This window comes from Kitasatospora sp. NPDC052896 (assembly GCF_044547075.1).
In the GTDB taxonomy this organism is placed as follows: Bacteria; Actinomycetota; Actinomycetes; order Streptomycetales; family Streptomycetaceae; genus Kitasatospora.
Genome location: NZ_JBITZU010000028.1, coordinates 49,027 through 66,072, shown reverse-complemented (window position 1 = coordinate 66,072; position 17,046 = coordinate 49,027). Strand labels below are relative to the sequence as shown.

17 protein-coding genes are annotated in these 17,046 nt (G+C 74.9%); 8 read left to right on the top strand and 9 right to left on the bottom strand.

Annotated features, from left to right (window positions below; genetic code table 11):
- Window positions 1–84 precede the first annotated feature (84 nt).
- The 3 genes from ACIGXM_RS32835 to mscL form a co-directional block, all read right to left on the bottom strand.
- The gene (locus tag ACIGXM_RS32835) at window positions 85–948 is read right to left on the bottom strand and encodes an MOSC domain-containing protein (RefSeq protein WP_396567394.1); all 864 of its coding nucleotides are present in this window, start codon (window positions 946–948) and stop codon (window positions 85–87) included.
- A gap of 139 nt (window positions 949–1,087) precedes the next feature.
- Complete coding sequence (locus ACIGXM_RS32830; protein ID WP_396567392.1) at window positions 1,088–1,633, bottom strand: DUF6643 family protein; 546 nt, start codon at window positions 1,631–1,633, stop codon at window positions 1,088–1,090.
- Between the two features lie 219 nt (window positions 1,634–1,852).
- Window positions 1,853–2,296: a large conductance mechanosensitive channel protein MscL gene (gene mscL / locus ACIGXM_RS32825; RefSeq protein ID WP_396567390.1), complete on the bottom strand. Its 444-nt coding sequence runs from the start codon at window positions 2,294–2,296 to the stop codon at window positions 1,853–1,855.
- 290 nt (window positions 2,297–2,586) lie between these two features.
- Between mscL and ACIGXM_RS32820 the strand changes: the two genes are divergently transcribed.
- From ACIGXM_RS32820 to ACIGXM_RS32810, 3 genes are all read left to right on the top strand, one after another.
- Window positions 2,587–3,684, top strand: coding sequence for a glycosyltransferase family 4 protein (locus tag ACIGXM_RS32820; protein ID WP_396567388.1), 1,098 nt, complete (start codon window positions 2,587–2,589; stop codon window positions 3,682–3,684).
- Window positions 3,685–3,832: 148 nt separating this feature from the next.
- On the top strand, window positions 3,833–4,675 hold the full coding sequence (locus tag ACIGXM_RS32815) for an SPFH domain-containing protein (protein WP_396567386.1): 843 nt from the start codon (window positions 3,833–3,835) through the stop codon (window positions 4,673–4,675).
- A 75-nt stretch (window positions 4,676–4,750) separates the two neighbouring features.
- Window positions 4,751–5,434, top strand: coding sequence for a thiol:disulfide interchange protein DsbA/DsbL (locus ACIGXM_RS32810; protein ID WP_396567384.1), 684 nt, complete (start codon window positions 4,751–4,753; stop codon window positions 5,432–5,434).
- Window positions 5,435–5,565: 131 nt separating this feature from the next.
- Here ACIGXM_RS32810 and ACIGXM_RS32805 read toward each other — a convergent pair whose 3' ends face one another.
- Window positions 5,566–6,783, bottom strand: coding sequence for a glycosyltransferase (locus ACIGXM_RS32805; RefSeq protein ID WP_396567383.1), 1,218 nt, complete (start codon window positions 6,781–6,783; stop codon window positions 5,566–5,568).
- Window positions 6,784–6,900: 117 nt separating this feature from the next.
- Between ACIGXM_RS32805 and ACIGXM_RS32800 the strand changes: the two genes are divergently transcribed.
- On the top strand, window positions 6,901–7,716 hold the full coding sequence (locus tag ACIGXM_RS32800) for a glutamate racemase (RefSeq protein ID WP_396567381.1): 816 nt from the start codon (window positions 6,901–6,903) through the stop codon (window positions 7,714–7,716).
- On the opposite strand, the gene ACIGXM_RS32795 is transcribed toward ACIGXM_RS32800, so the two are convergent.
- The 3 genes from ACIGXM_RS32795 to ACIGXM_RS32785 form a co-directional block, all read right to left on the bottom strand.
- Window positions 7,672–8,691 (bottom strand): polysaccharide deacetylase family protein, encoded by a 1,020-nt coding sequence (locus ACIGXM_RS32795; protein WP_396567379.1) that lies wholly within the window; start codon window positions 8,689–8,691, stop codon window positions 7,672–7,674. The genes ACIGXM_RS32800 and ACIGXM_RS32795 overlap by 45 nt on opposite strands.
- A 249-nt stretch (window positions 8,692–8,940) precedes the next feature.
- A complete protein-coding gene (locus ACIGXM_RS32790; RefSeq protein WP_396567377.1) occupies window positions 8,941–9,870 on the bottom strand; it encodes an NAD-dependent epimerase/dehydratase family protein in 930 nt (309 codons plus the stop codon).
- Window positions 9,871–9,994: 124 nt separating this feature from the next.
- On the bottom strand, window positions 9,995–10,501 hold the full coding sequence (locus tag ACIGXM_RS32785; protein WP_396567376.1) for a PTS-dependent dihydroxyacetone kinase phosphotransferase subunit DhaM: 507 nt from the start codon (window positions 10,499–10,501) through the stop codon (window positions 9,995–9,997).
- Window positions 10,502–10,777: 276 nt separating this feature from the next.
- On the opposite strand from ACIGXM_RS32785, the gene ACIGXM_RS32780 reads away from it, so the two are divergent.
- From ACIGXM_RS32780 to ACIGXM_RS32770, 3 genes are all read left to right on the top strand, one after another.
- Window positions 10,778–11,080, top strand: coding sequence for a DUF397 domain-containing protein (locus ACIGXM_RS32780; protein WP_396567374.1), 303 nt, complete (start codon window positions 10,778–10,780; stop codon window positions 11,078–11,080).
- A 606-nt stretch (window positions 11,081–11,686) separates the two neighbouring features.
- Entirely contained in the window at window positions 11,687–12,181 is a 495-nt protein-coding gene (locus ACIGXM_RS32775; RefSeq protein ID WP_396567372.1) for a hypothetical protein, read from the top strand.
- A gap of 317 nt (window positions 12,182–12,498) precedes the next feature.
- On the top strand, window positions 12,499–13,671 hold the full coding sequence (locus ACIGXM_RS32770; RefSeq protein ID WP_396567370.1) for an acyl-CoA dehydrogenase family protein: 1,173 nt from the start codon (window positions 12,499–12,501) through the stop codon (window positions 13,669–13,671).
- Between the two features lie 69 nt (window positions 13,672–13,740).
- Here the strand turns inward: ACIGXM_RS32770 and ACIGXM_RS32765 are convergent, their stop codons facing one another.
- Window positions 13,741–14,862: a phosphotransferase gene (locus tag ACIGXM_RS32765; RefSeq protein ID WP_396567368.1), complete on the bottom strand. Its 1,122-nt coding sequence runs from the start codon at window positions 14,860–14,862 to the stop codon at window positions 13,741–13,743.
- A gap of 437 nt (window positions 14,863–15,299) precedes the next feature.
- Between ACIGXM_RS32765 and ACIGXM_RS32760 the strand changes: the two genes are divergently transcribed.
- On the top strand, window positions 15,300–16,766 hold the full coding sequence (locus ACIGXM_RS32760) for a hypothetical protein (protein WP_396567366.1): 1,467 nt from the start codon (window positions 15,300–15,302) through the stop codon (window positions 16,764–16,766).
- Window positions 16,767–16,776: 10 nt separating this feature from the next.
- On the opposite strand, the gene ACIGXM_RS32755 is transcribed toward ACIGXM_RS32760, so the two are convergent.
- A complete protein-coding gene (locus ACIGXM_RS32755) occupies window positions 16,777–16,950 on the bottom strand; it encodes a hypothetical protein (RefSeq protein ID WP_396567364.1) in 174 nt (57 codons plus the stop codon).
- Window positions 16,951–17,046 lie beyond the last annotated feature (96 nt).

The window sequence follows — 17,046 nt, the reverse complement described above, 5'->3', positions numbered from 1 at the left end:
CCGTTGTCCCGCCTTTCCGCTGTTCACTGTGGGCCCACGGTAGCGTGTCCGGCCGGCCCGCCGGGCTCACCCCGGGACGGGGAGTCAGGCCGCCGGCAGCCGCTCGCCACGGGCCAGTACCGTCACCCGGTCGCCCAGCCGGACGGTGCCCAGCCGGTCCCCGGTCACCCCGCCGGGTCGCACCGGGATCAGATTGACGCCGAACGCGGCCTTGCGGTCGAACCGGTGGCGCGCGGCCAGCGCGCGCAGCGGCTGCGGGCCCTGCCGCAGACCGGTCTCCTGGTCGGTGGTGGTGATCACGCAGCGGCCGCAGAGCTTGACGGCGCGGAACTCCAACTCGCCCACCAGCAGCCGACGCCAGCCGTCCTCCTCCCACGGCTCGGTGCCCTCGATCACCAGGTTGGGGCGGAACCGTTCCATCGGCAGCGCGGGGTAACCCTCCTCGGCCATCCAGGAGTTGAGCGCGGCCAGGGAGGCGGTGGTGGTGGCCAGCAACGGGAAGCCGTCGGCCATGCTGACGGTGTCGCCGGGCGCGCCGAAGGCCGCGGCGACCGGGCGGGCCAGCGGGTCGTCCAGGTGCAGCAGCCGGACCTCGCCGAGCCGTTCGGCGAACCAGAGCCGGACCTTCTCCTCGGTCTCGCTGGCGGCGAACCGGCTGCCGAAGACGTCACCCACGACGCGCGGCGCGCCAGTGGCGGGGGAAGGCACGGGCACTCGCAGCGGGTCGCCGTCCGGCGAGGTGACCAGCAGCGAGCCGTCCTCGGCCAGTTCGGCGCGGTACTGCCCCATCGCGGGCAGCTCGCGCTGGGTCACCGCCTGGCCGTTCGGGCCGGCCAGCATCCAACGCCGGTCACCGGCCAGACCCCAGGGCTCAACGGCCGCCTCGGACGGGCTCTGTCGGTACATCGACTTGACGGGGTATCGGTGCAGACCGGCAAGGAGAGGCATGGCCCCATCCTGCCAGGCCGCCGGGGCTCACCCGGACCTGCACGGATGCGCGCGGGCCGTTCGGGACACCGCCTCGTGGCGTCCCGAACGGCCCGTGGATGACCGAATCCCCCTCGGTCCGGCTGACCGGTCCTGATGGTCAGTAGGCCGGCCCCTGGTAGGCCTGCCCCGGCTGGCCGAACTGCCCCTGCGGGTAGGGCGGTTGGGCCGGCTGGCCCGGGTGCTGGAAGAACTGCTGCGGCGGTACCGGCCGGACCGGGGTGACCGGCGCGGCGGGGCCGGGCCGGAAGTTGCCCGGCTGCTGCTCCCAGCCCTGCGGCGCGGCCGGCTGCGGGTAGCCGGGCGTCATCGGCGCGGCGGGCATGCGCTGCCCGGGCAGGTACGGCTGGCCGCCGTAGTTGGGAGTGGGCGGCTGCGGCGCCGGGTAGCTGGGGGCGGGGCTGCCGCCACCGGGGCCGAGGGCCAGCCGGGCCGGCGGCAGGGCCGGCAGCAGGCTGGTGGCCTCGAAGGCCGAGCCGTAGCCGGGACCCGCCTGCGGCGCGGCGGGGGGCAGCGCGGCAGGCACGTTGATCGGCGCGATCTGGGGGACTCCGCGCTCTGCGACCAAGCTGTCGTAGATGGGCGTGCCCGACGAGAAGGACGGAGGGTAGTAGCCGACTCCGTCGTAGGAGCGGGGCGAGGTCATGGGGCATACCGTAAGCCCAGATTGTTCCCCTGAGGAGACTGGGAGGGGTGGTAGTTCAAGTGTTTACACACTCTTCGCTCACGCAAAGGGCCCGAATCAGGAGAACATCGGACATAGCGCCGTCGATTTCCGGTCATTCGAACACATAGACGTACGACTGGAACACGCTGCGCCCATGTGTTCCAATTGGGGCCGGTCAGCTGGGCGGTCAGCGGTCGATCAGCCGTGGTGCATCGTCTGAGCTGGGAAGCCGGGTCGTCCCGCCACCTCCGAGGCGCAGAACGCGCAGCGCTTCGCCGCGGCCGGAATCCGGCTGAGGCACTCCGGGCAGTCGGTCCTGGCCGGCTCGGACGTCTTCGCCCGCTCCAGCCGGGCCTGCAGTCGGCTGACCGGGACCACCACCACGGCGTAGATCACCGCGCTGACCAGCACGAAGCTGATCAGCGCGTTGAGGAAGGCGCCGTACGGGAACCTGGTGCCCGCGACCGTGAAGGCGTGTTGGCTGACGTCGCCGACGATGCCGGTGGCGACCCCGACCAGTGGCGTCAGGAAGGCCGTGACGAACCCGGTGACGACGGCGGTGAAGGCCGCGCCGATGACGATACCGACCGCGAGGTCGACGACGTTTCCGCGCAGCAGGAAGCTGCGGAAGCCCTTGAACACGGCTTGACTCCAGGTGGATCGACAGGGAATCGAGGGGGGAACGCCTCGTTCCCTCGCCCGGCCATCCTGGCCAAGCCGGGGAAGCGCGGTCCAGCCGGTGTCACCCGCGCTGGCTAATCCTGATCGTTCGCCAGAAACCGCGGGTCCCCTCGGGTTTCGTCCTGCCGTCTTGCCGGCCCCGTCGGTCTCGCCGTCGGTCTCGTCGGTCTCGTCGGTCCCGCCGTCCTCGGCGGCTGCGGAGTGTGCCGAAAGTGCCACCGACCGTCCCGGCCTGTGTCAGGGTTCGGTACATGACAGAGCCTGACCCGGAGTCAGTTCCCCGCGTCCTGCACGTCATGGCCGACCCCCGCCCGTACGGCCCGCAGCGGCTCGCCCGCGACCTGCACGCCGAGCTGCGCCGGCGTGGACGCCCGTCCGAGCTGTGCGCCCTCACCCCGGACGCCCTCGCCGCGGCCGGGCGCGCTGTCCTCGGGTCCACCCGCCACCACCCCGCCGCGCTGCGCGCCCTGCGCGCCGCCGCACGCCGAGCGGACGTGGTGGTCGCGCACGGCGCCGGCGCACTACCCGCGTGTGCCGTCGCCGTGTTCGGCACCGGCCGCCCGTACGTCAGCGCCGGCCTCGACACGCCGCGGCGGTGGACGGCGGGCCGGGGCAGCCGGCTGCGCACCGGGCTGCTGCTGCGCCGGGCGGGTGCGGTGACCGCGCCCGCCGAGGGTGCCCGGGCAGTGCTGCTGGAGCGCTTCCGGCTGGCCCCGGACCAGGTGGTCACCCTCCCCGACGCCCGGGCCGCCGACCGCTATCCGCCCGCCGTGAACGCCGCCGACCGGCGGGCCGCCCGAGCCTCGCTCGGCCTGCCGCCGTACGGGCCGCTGGTCGCCTGGGTGGGCGCACTCGACGCCGGGAGACGTCCCGACCTGGCCGTGCGGGTGGCCGCCGGGGTGCCCGGCGTGCACCTCGCGCTGGCCGGCAGCGGGCCGCTCGCCGTGCCGGCCGCCCCCGGAGTCACCTTGCTCGGTGAACTGCCCGACCCCGCCACGCTCTACCGCGCTGCCGACGCGCTGCTGCTCACCAGTGCGCCCGGTGCCGGCGCGGGGCTGCCCGGCGTGCTGATCGAGGCGGCGCTGGCCGGCCTCCCGTGCGCGGCCACCGACGTCGGCTGGGTCCGCGAGGTGGTCCGTCCCGGGATCACCGGCGGGCTCGCCCGGCACGACGACCCGGCGGCGCTCAGCGCGGCCCTCGACAGCGTCCTCGCCGGCGCCGGCACGCTCGGCCCGCGCGCTCGGGCGCACGCGCTGGCGCGGTTCGAGCTGGCCGTCGTCACCGACGCCTGGGAGTTGCTGCTGGCCGCGGTCGCGGCCGGCTGCCGCCCGGGCCGCGCCATCAGCTGATCCGGTCTCCGCTCCGGCGTCAGAACCGTTGTCCTGACGGTGTCGCGGGAGCTCCGGAGGGCGCATACTGGCCCGCACGGCATGCGTCCGCACGACAGGACCCGTGGGGCCCGGCTCGGCGCACCGCTGAGGGGTCGGGTCGAGGCACATGGGGCTGGGAATCGGCATCGCGGTCGTGCTGCTGTTCTGGTTGCTGACCGGGGTGCGCGTGGTCCAACAGTACGAGCGTGGAGTGGTGTTCCGGCTCGGCCGGGTCCGTGGACGGGTCAAGGAGCCCGGGCTGACCCTGCTGGTCCCGTTGGTGGACCGGATGCGCAAGGTCAACGTCCAGGTCATCACCATGCCGGTGCCGGCCCAGGAGGGCATCACCCGGGACAACGTGTCGGTCCGGGTGGACGCGGTGGTCTACTTCCGGGTCACCGAGCCGATCCGGGCCACCGTCGAGGTGCAGGACTACACCTTCGCGATGTCGCAGGTGGCGCAGACCTCGCTGCGCTCGGTCATCGGCAAGAGCGAGCTGGACGACCTGCTCTCCGGGCGGGAGAACCTGCACCGCGGGCTGGAGCTGATGTTGGAGAGCCCGGCCGAGGGGTGGGGTGTCCAGATCGACCGGGTGGAGATCAAGGACGTCGCGCTGCCGGACTCGATGAAGCGCTCGATGGCTCGCCAGGCCGAGGCCGACCGCGAGCGGCGGGCCCGGATCATCACCGCCGACGGCGAGTTCCAGGCCGCCGCCAAGCTGGCCGAGGCGGCGCTGCGGATGGAGCAGACGCCCTCCGCGATGCAGCTGCGGCTGCTGCAGACCGTGGTGGAGGTGGCGGCCGAGAAGAACTCCACGCTGGTCCTGCCCTTCCCGGTCGAGCTCCTGCGGTTCTTCGACGCCGCAGCCTCTCCCGCCGCCTCCGCCTCTCCCACTTCCTCCGTCCCTCCCGCCTCCTCCAGCTCCTCCGCCCCTCCCGCCTCATCCCTCACCGCCCACCGTCCGGAGTAGCCGGTGGTCCCCCGATCGGGCGACCCGGTCGAGGTCAAACACCATGCTGATCACGCGAACTGACACCGTGTCCGCATGCAAACCGTCTCCCGCACCGCTGTCCTGCTGCTCGCCACCGCCCTCACGCTCGGCCCGGCGGTCCCCACGGCCGCCGCGGCGGCTCAACACTCCACCGGTTCCGCCCCGGTGGTGGCCCGCGAGGGCGAGCAGTACGTCAGCCTGAAGCACCCGCAGCCGGTTCACGGCGCGTCCGTCCGCGAGGTGGTCGAGATCTTCTGGTACGGCTGTCGGCACTCCGCGCAGCTGGAGCAGCCGTTGGAGGCCTGGGCCGCCCGGCAGCCGCACGACGTGGTGCTCCGGCGGATCCCCGCGGTCTGGCCCGGCACCTCCGACCAGACCGTCGAGCGCGGGCACGCCCGGCTGTTCTACACCCTCGACCGGCTGGGCGAGGTGGACCGGCTGCAGAGCGCGGTCTTCCGCGCGGTCCGCGAGGACGGCCTCGACCTCACCACCGAGGACCCGGCGGCCGGTTGGGCGGCCGAGCACGGCATCGACGAGCAGCGCTTCCGGTCCGCCTACGAGTCGTCCCAGGTCCGCGACGAGACCGACCACGCCCCGGACGAGATGACCCGCTACGAGGTCACCGAACTCCCGACCGCGGTGGTGCAGGGCCGCTACCAGACCTCGGCGACCCGGGCCGGCGGCGTCACCGGCATCCCCGCGATCCTCGACCAGCTCCTCCAGAAGACCGGCCACTGACCCCGCACCCTCCCACCCCGCCCCTCGCCACCTGCGGCGAGGGGCGGCCCCTTGCCCGCCCGACTCCTGCGCGACACCCCCGGTGCCCGCCCGCTCCTCCGCTCGGGTGACCCTGCGCGGGGCGGGGCCGCTCAGTAGGTGCGGCCCTTCCAGGCGGCCCCTTGGCCGCGCCAGTGCTGGACAGCCGAGTCGACGGTCATCAGGAGGTACAGCAGGGCGGTTAAGGGGAGCAGCAGTGCCGCGGCGGGCGGGCGGTCGTGGTAGCGCAGCATCGGCAGGTACGTGCCGGCCTGCACGGCCCAGGCGGCCAGGCCGGTGGCGGCGAGTGGCGAGAAGCCGGTCAGCAGACCGGTCAGTGCCGCGGCCGGGGGGACCAGGTAGACCACGGTCAGGCCGAGCACGGTGCCGAGCAGGAGCAGGGGGGAGTGCCGCAGTTGGGCGTAGGCGCTGCGGGAGACCATGCGCCAGAGCGGGGCGAGGCCCGGGTAGGGGCGCACGCTGGTCACCCGTAGCTCTGCCGGCCGCTCGGCCAGGCCGAGCCAGGTGCGCCCGCCGCTCCGCTTGACCGCGCGGGCGAGGGACACGTCGTCGATGACCGCGCCCCGGATCGCGGCGATCCCGCCGGCTCGCTCCAGCGCGCGCCGGCGTACCAGGGTGCAGCCGCCGGCGGCCGCAGCCGTCCGCGCGCCGGGGCGGTTGCTCCAGCGGAACGGGTAGAGCTGGGCGAAGAAGTAGACGAAGGCGGGCACGATCAGCCGCTCCCAGCCGGTCTCGGTACGCAGCCGGGCCATCTGTGAGACCAGGTCCAGCCGGTCGGTCTCGGCGGCGGCCACCAGAGCGGCCAGGGTGTCGGGGCCGTGCGCGATGTCCGCGTCGGTGAGCAGCAGCAGCTCCACCTCACCAGCGAGTTCGACGCCGTGCCGCACCGCCCAGAGCTTGCCGGTCCAGCCGGGGGGCAGGGGCGGCGGGGTGGTGACGGTGAGCGGTAGGCCGCCCGGCGCCCCGGGGAAGCCGGGTCCAGGGGCGACGGCCACGGGGGTGGCGGCCACCGCGCCGGCCAGCGCCCGTGCCGCCGCCGCGGTGCCGTCGGTGCTGTGGTCGTCGACCAGGATCACCCGGGCCCGGCCGGGGTAGCGCTGGGCCAGCAGTCCCGGCAGGCTCTGCGGCAGCAGCGCGGCCTCGTCCCGGGCGGGCACCACCACCGCGACGTCCGGCCAGCGGTCCGGAGCGCGTCGCCCGGGCGGCAGCCGGACGTCGGTGCGCCAGAAGAGGCCCTGGCAGCAGGCCAACCAGAGCCAGCTCAGCAGCGACAACAGCGACAGCGAGCTCAACCACCACAGCAGCGTCACCCCCGCAGTCTGCCCCAGCGGCCACCCCCGGGGTGTGAGGACGTCCGGAACGGGAGGAGGAGGAAGGAGCGGCGCGAACCGGTGCCCTCCCGCGCGCATCGACTAAGGTCGTTCCCTGTGAAGATCGCACTGATGGACTCCGGAATCGGCCTGCTCGCGGCGGCCGCTGCCCTGTGGGCCCTGCGGCCCGACGTCGACCTCGTGATCTCCAACGACCCCGAGGGGATGCCCTGGGGTCCGCGTACCCCCGCTGACCTCACCGAACGGGCGCTCGCCTGCGCCCGGGCCGCGGCCGCGCACCGGCCGGACGCCCTCGTGGTGGCCTGCAACACCGCCTCGGTGCACGCGCTGGCCGCGCTGCGGGCCGAGCTCGAGCCCGAGCTGCCGGTGATCGGTACCGTGCCGGCCATCAAGCCCGCCGCGGCGGCCGGCGGGCCGGTGGCGATCTGGGCCACCCCGGCGACCACCGGCAGCGCCTACCAGCGTGGGCTGATCCGGGCCTTCGCGGACGGCGCCGAGGTGACCGAGGTGCCCTGCCCGGGCCTGGCCGACGCGGTCGAGCGGGCGGACGAGGCGGCCATCGACGCCGCGATCGCCGCGGCAGCGGCCCGGACCCCGGCCGGCCTGGCCCACGTCGTCCTCGGCTGCACCCACTACGAGCTGGTCGAGGACCGGATCCGCGCCGCGCTCGCCCCGACCGCCGACCCCGACCTGGTGCTGTACGGCTCGGCGCACGCGGTCGCCGCGCAGGCCTTGCGCCGCGTCCCCGGGGACGGGGCCGCCGCCGGGGCCGGGAGGAGCGGCAGCGGTGAGCTGATCGTCCTGGAGAACGGCCGGCTCGGCACCCTGCCGCCCGCCGCCGCCCACTACCCGCAGGGCCGGCTGCTGCTAGCAGCGGCCGCCGCCCCGACGCCGGTGCACGGCGGCGTGTAGCCCCGACAGCACGGTCTCGAGGTGCACCGGCCCGCCGGTCGCGTCGACCGGTACCCGGCTGACCCGCAGTTCCTCCTCCGGTAGCCGCCGCCCGAGCCGCTGGTCGGTCACGAACCCCGTCCGGTAGCCGAGTTCGCGCAGCACCGGAACGGTCCGCGGGTCGAACCCGCCGCCGGGGTGGGCGAAGGCCGTCGGCGCGCTGCCCAGCCAGTCGGTCAGCGCCCGGTGCGCCGAGACGATCTCGGTGCGCACGGTGTCGTCGTCACACTGCCCCAGCTCCGGTTCGCCCAGGCTCTGGCTGCCGACGGCCACCTGCCCGGCCGCCAGCTCCCGCAGGTCCTCCGGGGTCAGCCGCTCGCGCCGGGGCGGCCGGGCGTGCGCGCTCACCCGCAGCTCGTGCAGGCTGCGCCGGCGGTCCGGGTCGGGCAGCGCGGACAGCTGGGCGAGCTGGTGCTCCGGACCGTCGGCGGTCAGCGTCCGGGCCCGGCCGCCGTGCGCCGTGAGGAAGGCCGCCTCCTGCCGCCAGGGCAGCCGGTCGGTGCCGATCAGCTCGGTCACCACGAAGGCCACCGCGGGCAGTCCACGGGTCCGCAGCGCGGGCAGCGCGTGTTCCAGCACCTCGCGGTCGGCGTCGTCGAAGGTGATCAGCACGCTGCGCGGCGGCAGCGGACGCCGCTCCGCGACGGCCTGTTCCAGCGCCCACAGCGAGATCGGCACGGCGGTGCGGCAGAGCCGGTCCAGCTGGGCGCCGAACCGCCACCGGTCGGGCACCCGCCGGTAGGCGAGCACGGGCAGCCGCCGGGCCGCCCGGGCCCGGAGGATCGGCTGGGCGGGGGAGTAGCGCAGCCACTGGACCAACCGGTCGGCCGTTGCCGGCCGGTCCGGGGCGGTGGATCGGGACGCGGACGGCCAGGGCTCGGCGTACGGCGCGGTCCTCAGGTCCGGCAGGTCCGGCGTGGTGTCCGGTCGCGGCACAGTGCCCCCCAGGCGTGGCCGGGGGGGTGGCCCCGGCGTCAGTTGGTGCAATGTAGTCAGGACTCGTATGGCCGGTGGATGGTTGTACCGCGCGGCCGACGAAAGTCGCCTCCAGTGCGCGGCGGGCCGGAGTCCCCTCTGACAGCTTCCGTCACGGACCCGGGGCCGGCAGGTCCCTTCACAAACCCCGGGCAGGAGCGCCACAGACCTCCGGGGAACGACCCGGATCCGACACGGGGCCCGGTCCGCCTACCGACCCCGGAACCAGGCGGCCGTCCGCGCCAGCCCCTCGGCCAGCGGCACCGGGACGACCCCCGGGAACAGCGCACGCAGCCGGGTGCCGTCGGCCTGCGAGTCCCGGACGTCGCCGGGCCGTGGCGCGGCGTGGACCACGGCCGGCGGCTGCCCGAGCACCGTGCCGAGCTGGGCGACCAGCTCCAGCAGGGTGGTCCTGGTCCCGAACGCCAGGTTGACCGGGTCCGGGTGCGCCACCCGGCGCAGCACCGCCTCGGCCAGTACCTCGGTCACCGTGCCGACGTAGGTGAAGTCCCGGCTCTGCCTGCCGTCGCCGTGCACCGTCAGCGGCCGACCGGCCAGCGCGGCGTCCAGGAAGGCCGGCACCACCGCCGCGTAGGCGTGGTCGGCCGACTGCAGCGGCCCGAAGACGTTGAAGAACCGCAGCGGCAGCACGTCCAGCCCGTAGCAGTGGTGGTGGGCCGCCAGGTACGACTCGGCGGCGAGCTTGCCGACCGCGTACGGGCTCATCGGCGCGGGCCGCATGGTCTCCCGCTTGGGCAGCTCACGGTTGGCGCCGTAGACCGAGGACGACGAGGCCGCCACGACGTACGGCCCGCCGGCCCGCCGGGCCGCCTCCAGCACCTGCAGGGTGCCGGTGGCGTTGGCGTGGTGGCTGGCCAGCGGATCGGCCACCGAGCGCGGCACGGACGGCAGGGCGGCCAGGTGGACCACCGCGTCGGCGCCGGCGAAGGCCTCGTCCAGCAGCTCGGGGTCGAGCACCGAGCCCTCGTACAGCGTCACGGCGAGTCCGGCCAGGTTGCTCTTGTGGCCGGTGCTGAAGTCGTCCACCACCCGGACCTCGGTGACCTGTCGGCGAGCGAGCAGCTCGGCCACCAGATTGGCCCCGATGAACCCGGCTCCGCCGGTGACGACCACACGCATGCGTGCCCTCCTGGATCCCGCCCGGAAGCCCGAACCGGCACCGACGGCGGTCGCCCGCCAGCGACCGATGCCGATCGTAGCGGCTCGGACACGTTCCGTGGACCCGTTCGGCCGGGTGCGCTCGTCAGACCTTGCGCTGGCGGTAGGTCTCCTCGGCGGCGTCCAGCACGGCGGCCAGGTCGCCGCCGGCCGAGGCGGTCTCCACGGCGGCCACCGCCCCCTCCACGAACGGCGCGTCGGCGAACCGGACCGGGAACGGCAGCCCGTGCTCGTCCGCCGCCGCGAGCAGCGCCCGCACCACGTGCACGGCGGCCGGCAGGTCGGCCAGCACGGCCACCCCGTGCCCCTGGTCCACCCGGCGGGCGGCGGCGGCGATCAGCAGCGCGCTGCTGCCGAGCCCGTCGCCCGGGTGGCCGCCGGTGGCGGCCACCGGGGCCGGGTCGTCGGTCTGCGTCATCGCCCGGGCCAGGTCGGCGACGTCCTGCGCCAGGTCCCGACTGTGCGACACCAGCACCACGCCGACCCGGCCCAGCGCGGCGGACCGCACCGGCGACTGGCTCGGCACCCGCGCCACCGAGGGCGCCTCCCGGATCGGGATGACCTCGGCCTCGGTGCTGTCCCGCTGGCCCATCGACTGCTCCCCGCTCTCCTCGGTCGAACCGGCCGCCCGGCCGGCGTTGCCCCGCGCTCGCTGCGCTGCCCACTCTCGCAAACTCGCCCGGCCCCGTCCCGTGCGCACGCCGGGCGGCCGGCACATATGCGGTTCGAGCTCCGGCGAGGCACCGGACCCGGTCGGTGCGGGCCGGTCGGTGCGGGCCGGCAGGCGAGGAGTCCGCCCGAGGCCGCCTCCGCTCCGCGACCGGACGGCTACGCTGGCCTCCGGATGTCATCGGGAGGAGCAACAGCAGTGGCAGGCAACACTGATACCAGTGGGACCGTCGAGCACTCGGAGGGCGCCCAGGCCCAGGGGACCCAGACCTCGGAGGCCGTCCCGCAGCAGCGCAAGCCGAAGCTGGACACCAGCGGGGCGACCTGGCTCTCCGCGCCCCAGCCCGACGGGTCGCCGGGGGACGTCCAGATCGCCTTCGTGGACGGCTACATCGCGATGCGCGACGGTCGCTTCCCGGACGGGCCGGTGCTGGTCTTCACGCCGGGCGAGTGGCGCGCCTTCGTCCTCGGGGCGCGGGACGGCGAGTTCGACCTGACCTGAGGCCGGGGGACCCACGAACCTCCGCCGCCGCACCGGACTCCGGTGCGGCGGCGGTTTCGTGTCGCCGGCCGGCCTCGGAGCCCGGTGCGGCGGCGGTGAGTGGGGCAGACGCCGTGCCGACCGCCCCCACGCGGTCGTGCACGGCGTCTGCCGTACGACCCGGCTCGCGAGGCCGGGCCCCCTCCCGAGGTGGTTCCCCGAGCCGGTCCCAGGGGACCGGCGGTCGCCGGGAGGTCGGCGGCGGGGCCTGAAGCCCAGGCCGCCGCTGCCCGGGATCCGAACGCCCCCACGCGTCGGTGTCCCGGGCGTGGTCCGCGAGTGCGACGGGTGTCGGGGAACCCGCGAACCAGGCTTTGGGTGAAGGGGTGCTGTGCGCTGAACCTTGCAGCTGCGGTACGACGATGTGCGTAAGGGAGGAAGAGCGCACACAGGTGCGCCACAGCAGGCCACCCCCACATGGAAAGCGTCCACAGCAGCTGCCGTACATCCGCGACCGTAGCCCGGACGGTTGCTCAGCGTCAACATTCGTCTCTGAGAGTACGTCCACCCGTCCCCGACTGGCCGCCCGGTGAGGGCCCCCGGACCTGGGACACGTACGATGGCGGCATGTCTTTTCTCCGCCGACGCTCCGGCACCCCCGCGGGCCCGGACTTCGACGTGCTCGCGATGGACCCGGGTGACTGGCCCGGGCTCTTCGGTGCCGCGATCATGACCGGCCCGGACGGCTCCTGCCAGGGGATCTTCCTCCGGTACGACCTGTTCGGCGGCCGGGGCCCGGCGATGTTCATCGGGAACCTGCCCGAGGGGTCGCCGGCCCGGGACACCCCGGACGGGGTTCCGTTCGAGATCAGACAGCTGCTCGCGGCGCTGGAGAACGACGAGCCGGTCGAGCTGGTGTCGGCCGAGGACTTCCCGGTGATGCTCGGCGACGACCTGCTGATCGTGAAGAAGGTCAAGGTCAGCGAGGAGCGGGTGTTCTGCGCCCAGTTCGACCGCAGCGACAACGTCCAGGTGACCATCGCCTCCTGGGACCGGCCGATCGCGGACGATCTCTACCAGCTGCTGAAGCCGCTGCCGGCCGATCTCTTCCAGCAGGGCTGAGCCGGAAGGCGCCGCCGGCAGGGTCGGAGCGCCGCCGGCGCCAGTGTCAACCAGCGCTTGACGCTGGTGATCAACCCTTCGTACAGTCACCACCATGTCGCCCCGCCGCCCGCTGCTGACCCGCCGCAGCTATCTGGACCTGCGGCGCACCGCCAGCGCGATCTGTCTCTGAGGCCGTCGTCCCGGGTCCCCGCGACCCGACCGCGGACGGCGGCGCCGGGGCTCCGCGACCTCCCGGGCCGTCCGCACCCGCACGCCCCCAGCGCCGTGCAGCCGCCGGCTGCCGCGCCCCACGCCGGACGCCCGGAGGCAGCGCCATGGAACCCCTGAACGATCAGTCCCCCCTCGCCACGGCGCTCGCCGGGCTGCCCCGGGTGGTCGACCTGCTGGCCGCCCGAGCCGAGGAGCACGACCGCGACGCGACCTTCCCGTACCAGGGGATCGAGGCGGTGCACGAGGCCGGTCTGCTCACCCTGACGGTCGGCCGGCACTACGGCGGCCCCGGCGGATCGCTCACCGACACCCTCCGGGTGCTGGCCGAACTCGGCCGTGGGGACGCCTCGGTGGCCCTGGTCGCGGCCGGCACCCTGTTGCTCCACGCCGAGCAGGCCCGCACCGGCCGCTGGCCCGCCGCGGGCTACCGTCGGCTGCTGGCGGAGTCCCGGCGCGGCCCGGCGCTGGTCGGCGCGCTCGGCCCGGATCCGGCCACGGACCAGCCCACGGTGGCCCGTTGGGACGGCGGCGGCTGGCTGCTGACCGGCCGGAAGACCGGCTGCACCGGCGCCGACGCGCTGGCCTGGATGCTGGTGCGGGCTCGGACCGACGAGCCCCGGCCGCGCACCGGAGCCTTCCTGGTCCGTGGCGACAGTCCGGGCGTGGAGGTCGATCCGGTCTGGGACCAGCTGGGCCTGCGGGCCAGCGCGGGACATGACGTGCTGCTCAGTGGGGTCCGGGTGCCGGCGGAGGCAGCGTTCGACCTGCGTGCGGAACCCGACGCTCCGGCCGATGAGTTGGCCGCGGACAATACGGTGGACGGCGGACTGGACGACGGACTCACCGCCGCCTGGCGGGAGTTGGCGCCGGCCGCGGTGCAACTCGGGGTGGGCCGGGCGGCCCGGGACTGGCTGGTGCGCTTCCTGGCCCGGCGGCGGCCGGCCGGCGCGGAGCACCCGGGCGAGGGCTACCGCGCGGCGCTCGGTGAGGTGGAGAGCGCGCTGATCGGTGCCGAGGAACTGCTCGCGGGGGTGGCGGCCCGGATCGACGCGGGCGGGTCGGAGGCGGTCGGCAGGGCCGGCGTGGTGGGGCTGCTGGTCAGCCGATCGGTGGTCGAGGCGGTGCAGCGGGCCGTGGCGCTCGCCGGCAGCGCCGGGCTGAGCCGGCGCCACCCGCTGGAGCGCCACCTGCGGGACGTGCTGAGCGGCCGGCCGCACGGGCCGGCCGAGACGGCGGTGCTGGCCGCCGCCGGCCGGGCCGCGCTGGTCCGGGGCTGACCACGCCCGGAGCCGGCTCGCGGGTCGGGCTCGCCGGACCTCGGGCCCGGCGGTGCCGCCCTGCCGCGCTCAGCGGGTGCCCACCGCGGCCCGGACCGCCCGACGGGCCAGCGCCGCGTCGTCGTACAGCCGCCGGATCATGATCCGCTGCTCCTCCCCGGCGCCCGGCACGTCGTACAGCCGCAACTCCCGCATCAGCACCAGCACCAGGTTCACCAGGAACGCGTCCCGCGCCAAGGTGCCGCCGACCTGGGCGAGTTGGCTGATCTGCCGGCGGGCCGCGGTGTCGCCGGAGAGCACGCTCCAGAGCACCGCCAGGTCGTAGCCGGGCAGGTACCAGCCGGCCTGCTCCCAGTCGACCAGGACCGGACCGGAGGGCGCCAGCAGGATGTTGGACAGCAGTGCGTCGCCGTGGCACAGCTGCGGTGCGGTGTGCGCCAGTCCGTACAGCAGCTGGCGCAGGTCCCCGGCGTCCCGGTCGGTCAGCTGGCCGATCGAGTGGAACCGGCTGATCTCCAACTGGTAGTCCAGCGGCTGCTGGAAGACGTCGGTCGGCGGCCGCCAGAGGTTGAGCGCCCGGATCGAGCCGAGCACCGCGCGAACCTCGCCCGGCGTCGGCGCGTTGGCCGGGTGCCGCTCCAACGCGGCCGGCCGGCCCGGGATCCGCTCCATCACCAGCACGCAGCGATCGTGGTCCGCCGCGACCAGCCGCGGCATCCGGACCGGCGGACGGTGCCGGACGAACGCCCGGTAGACCGCCACCTCCCGGTGGAACCGCTCCACCAGCACCGCCCGCCGCTCGCTCTGCGCGGGTTGCGGGGCGAGGCACTTGGCGACCACCGCGGTGCGCCCGATCAGCCCGGTGACCAGGATGTGCCGGCTGTCCTCCCGCAGCACCTGCCGCGGCGAGAACGCCGGACATATCCGCGTGATGTGGGCCAGCGCGGCGCGGACCGCGGGGGCGGCCAGCGCGGCGGGATCGGCCCGCTCGACGGCGGGGGCGGGCTGCGGCGCGCGGGGGCGCAGCAGGCGGTCAGCCCCGGCGCGCGGCGCGAACCCCGGTGCCTCGACGCGCCCCGCGGGACGGGCGGGCAGCGGAGGCTTCGGCCCGGGCCGGCGGATCGCCGCGGTTGGCGGGCGTTGGGCGGCACCGGTCCGGGGCGCGGTGGGGGAAGTCGCTGAGGGGTACATGGGGTGGAGGAGATCCCTTCCTTGCCGTTGGCATATGTCAGCCAGTGCGGCGGCACTGGCGGCGTGCAAAGGGTGCGCACCCCGGTGTACGGGGAGCGCGCTCCGGCGTACCGGAAGCGACGACCGCGCGCGGGGGGTGGGTCGGCGGTCGACCGCGCGCCGGGCGCGCGCAGCTCCGTTCCCGGCCGTTCCGATGGCCCGCGCACCCTGGGGACATGCGCGGACCGCCCGGTCGGCCGGGGCCGGCGCCGTCACGCCACCCGGTCGCCGTCCCTACCCCGAACTCTCGGCCCGGGGTCGGGTTGGCGCTTCTCTACCTGACACCGAGAAGCCACTGGCTGACCACTGGGCGAGGCCTGGCGAAAGCCTGGCGAATGCTCGCGTGGCACATGACGGCCCATTAGTCTCGAACCAGCCGAGGAGCCTGGGGGCTTGAAGTGGGCAAGGAACCCAACACCAGACTCGCCGACCTCTTCGCCCTGACCGGATGGTCCAAGGGCGAGTTGGCTCGGCTGGTCAACAAGCGTGGTGCCGCGCTGGGTCAGCAGCAGCTGTCCACCGACACCTCGCGGGTGCGGCGCTGGATCGAGCAGGGGGAGATCCCCCGCGACCCGGTGCCGCAGGTGCTGGCGGCGGTGTTCACCGAGCGGCTCGGCCGTGTCGTCTCCATCGAGGACCTCGGCCTGACGCGGCACCGGCGATCCAGCGCGGGACGGGCGGAAAAGGGCGCCCGCCGGGAGCCGGAGCGGACGGCGGAGATCCTCACCGAGTTCACGGGAATGGATCTCATGCTGAACCGACGCGGACCGCTGAGCCCGGGCACGGCACTGCCCGGCCTCTCGGTCGTCCCCGAATCCCTCTACGACTGGCTCACCGGGGCCGGCGCCGCGCAGGCCGCGCTGCCCGGACAGCGCCAGGCGATCACGGGCGAGGCCGGTCGCCCGCTGGTCGACGTCTACGAGCCCGGCCCGATCGGGCCGGAGGAGGTCGAGTCGCTGGAGCGCTCGGTCGAGGTGTTCCGGGCCTGGGACGCCTCACGCGGCGGTGGCCTGCAGCGCAAGGCGGTGATCGGCCAGCTGAACGAGGTCGGCGGGCTGCTCACCCACCGCCACCCGCCGGAACTCGCCTGCCGGCTCTGGCTGGTGGCGGCCAACCTGGCGGTGCTGGCCGGCTGGATGTCGCACGACATCGGGCTGGAGTCGGCTGCCCAACGCTACTTCGTGATCGCCGCCCAGGCCGCCCGGGAGGCCGGTGACCGGCCCAGAGCCGGCGAGGCGATCTCCCGGGCCGCCCGCCAGATGCTGCACCACGGCCGGGCCGACGAGGCGCTGGACCTGATGCGGCTGGCCCGTGCCAGCGGTGGCGCGCAGAGCCTGCCGCGGACCCGGGCGATGCTCAACACGGTGGAGGCCTGGGCGCAGGCCTCGCTGGGCAACTCCCAGGAGGTCACCCGGCTGCTCGGGGAGGCGGAGGAGCTGTTCGTCCAGGAGATCACGGAGCCGCTCCCGGCCTGGATGTGCAAGTTCGACGAGGCCGAGCTCAACGGGATGAGCGGCCTGATCTACCGGACGCTGGCCGAGCACGATCCGGCGGCCCTGGTGCCGGCCCGGCGGCACGTCGAGGCCGCGCTGTACCAGCGGCCCGCGCGGGGGCAGGAGCGCTCGGCGCTGCTGGACCTGCTCTCGATGGCCTCGGTGCACTGGATCGGCGGCGAGCCGGAGGGCGGGCGGCACTACACCGAGCTGGCGCTGGCCCAGATCGGCCACACCTCCTCGCACCGCACCTGGGACCGGTTGCGCCGGATGTACCGGCTGACCGACCGCTACCGGGCGCTGCCGCAGGTGGCCGAGCTGCGGGCGCGGATCAGGGCGGCGGTGCCGCCGACCCGCCGCCCCGCGTCGTAGCGCGCCCGGCTCAGTTCTCGGCGGCGGCGCCGTGCACCTGGTCCCAGGCCTCGCTGACGTAGCGCTCGCGCTCGGTCAGGCTGAGGTGCGGGTAGTAGTCCTTGAGGCGCTCGACGACGACCTGCTCCGGCTCGTGGCACTCGTGCAGCAGGAACGTGGCCTTGTGGAGAATCTGGCTGTCCATCGGTGGGGGTCCTCCCTCGTGCAGGTCCGCCCTGTGCCGACACTGCGGCCACAGCATAAGTGCCGGGGGCGGGCGCCGGTGTGCGCGGGTGGGTCG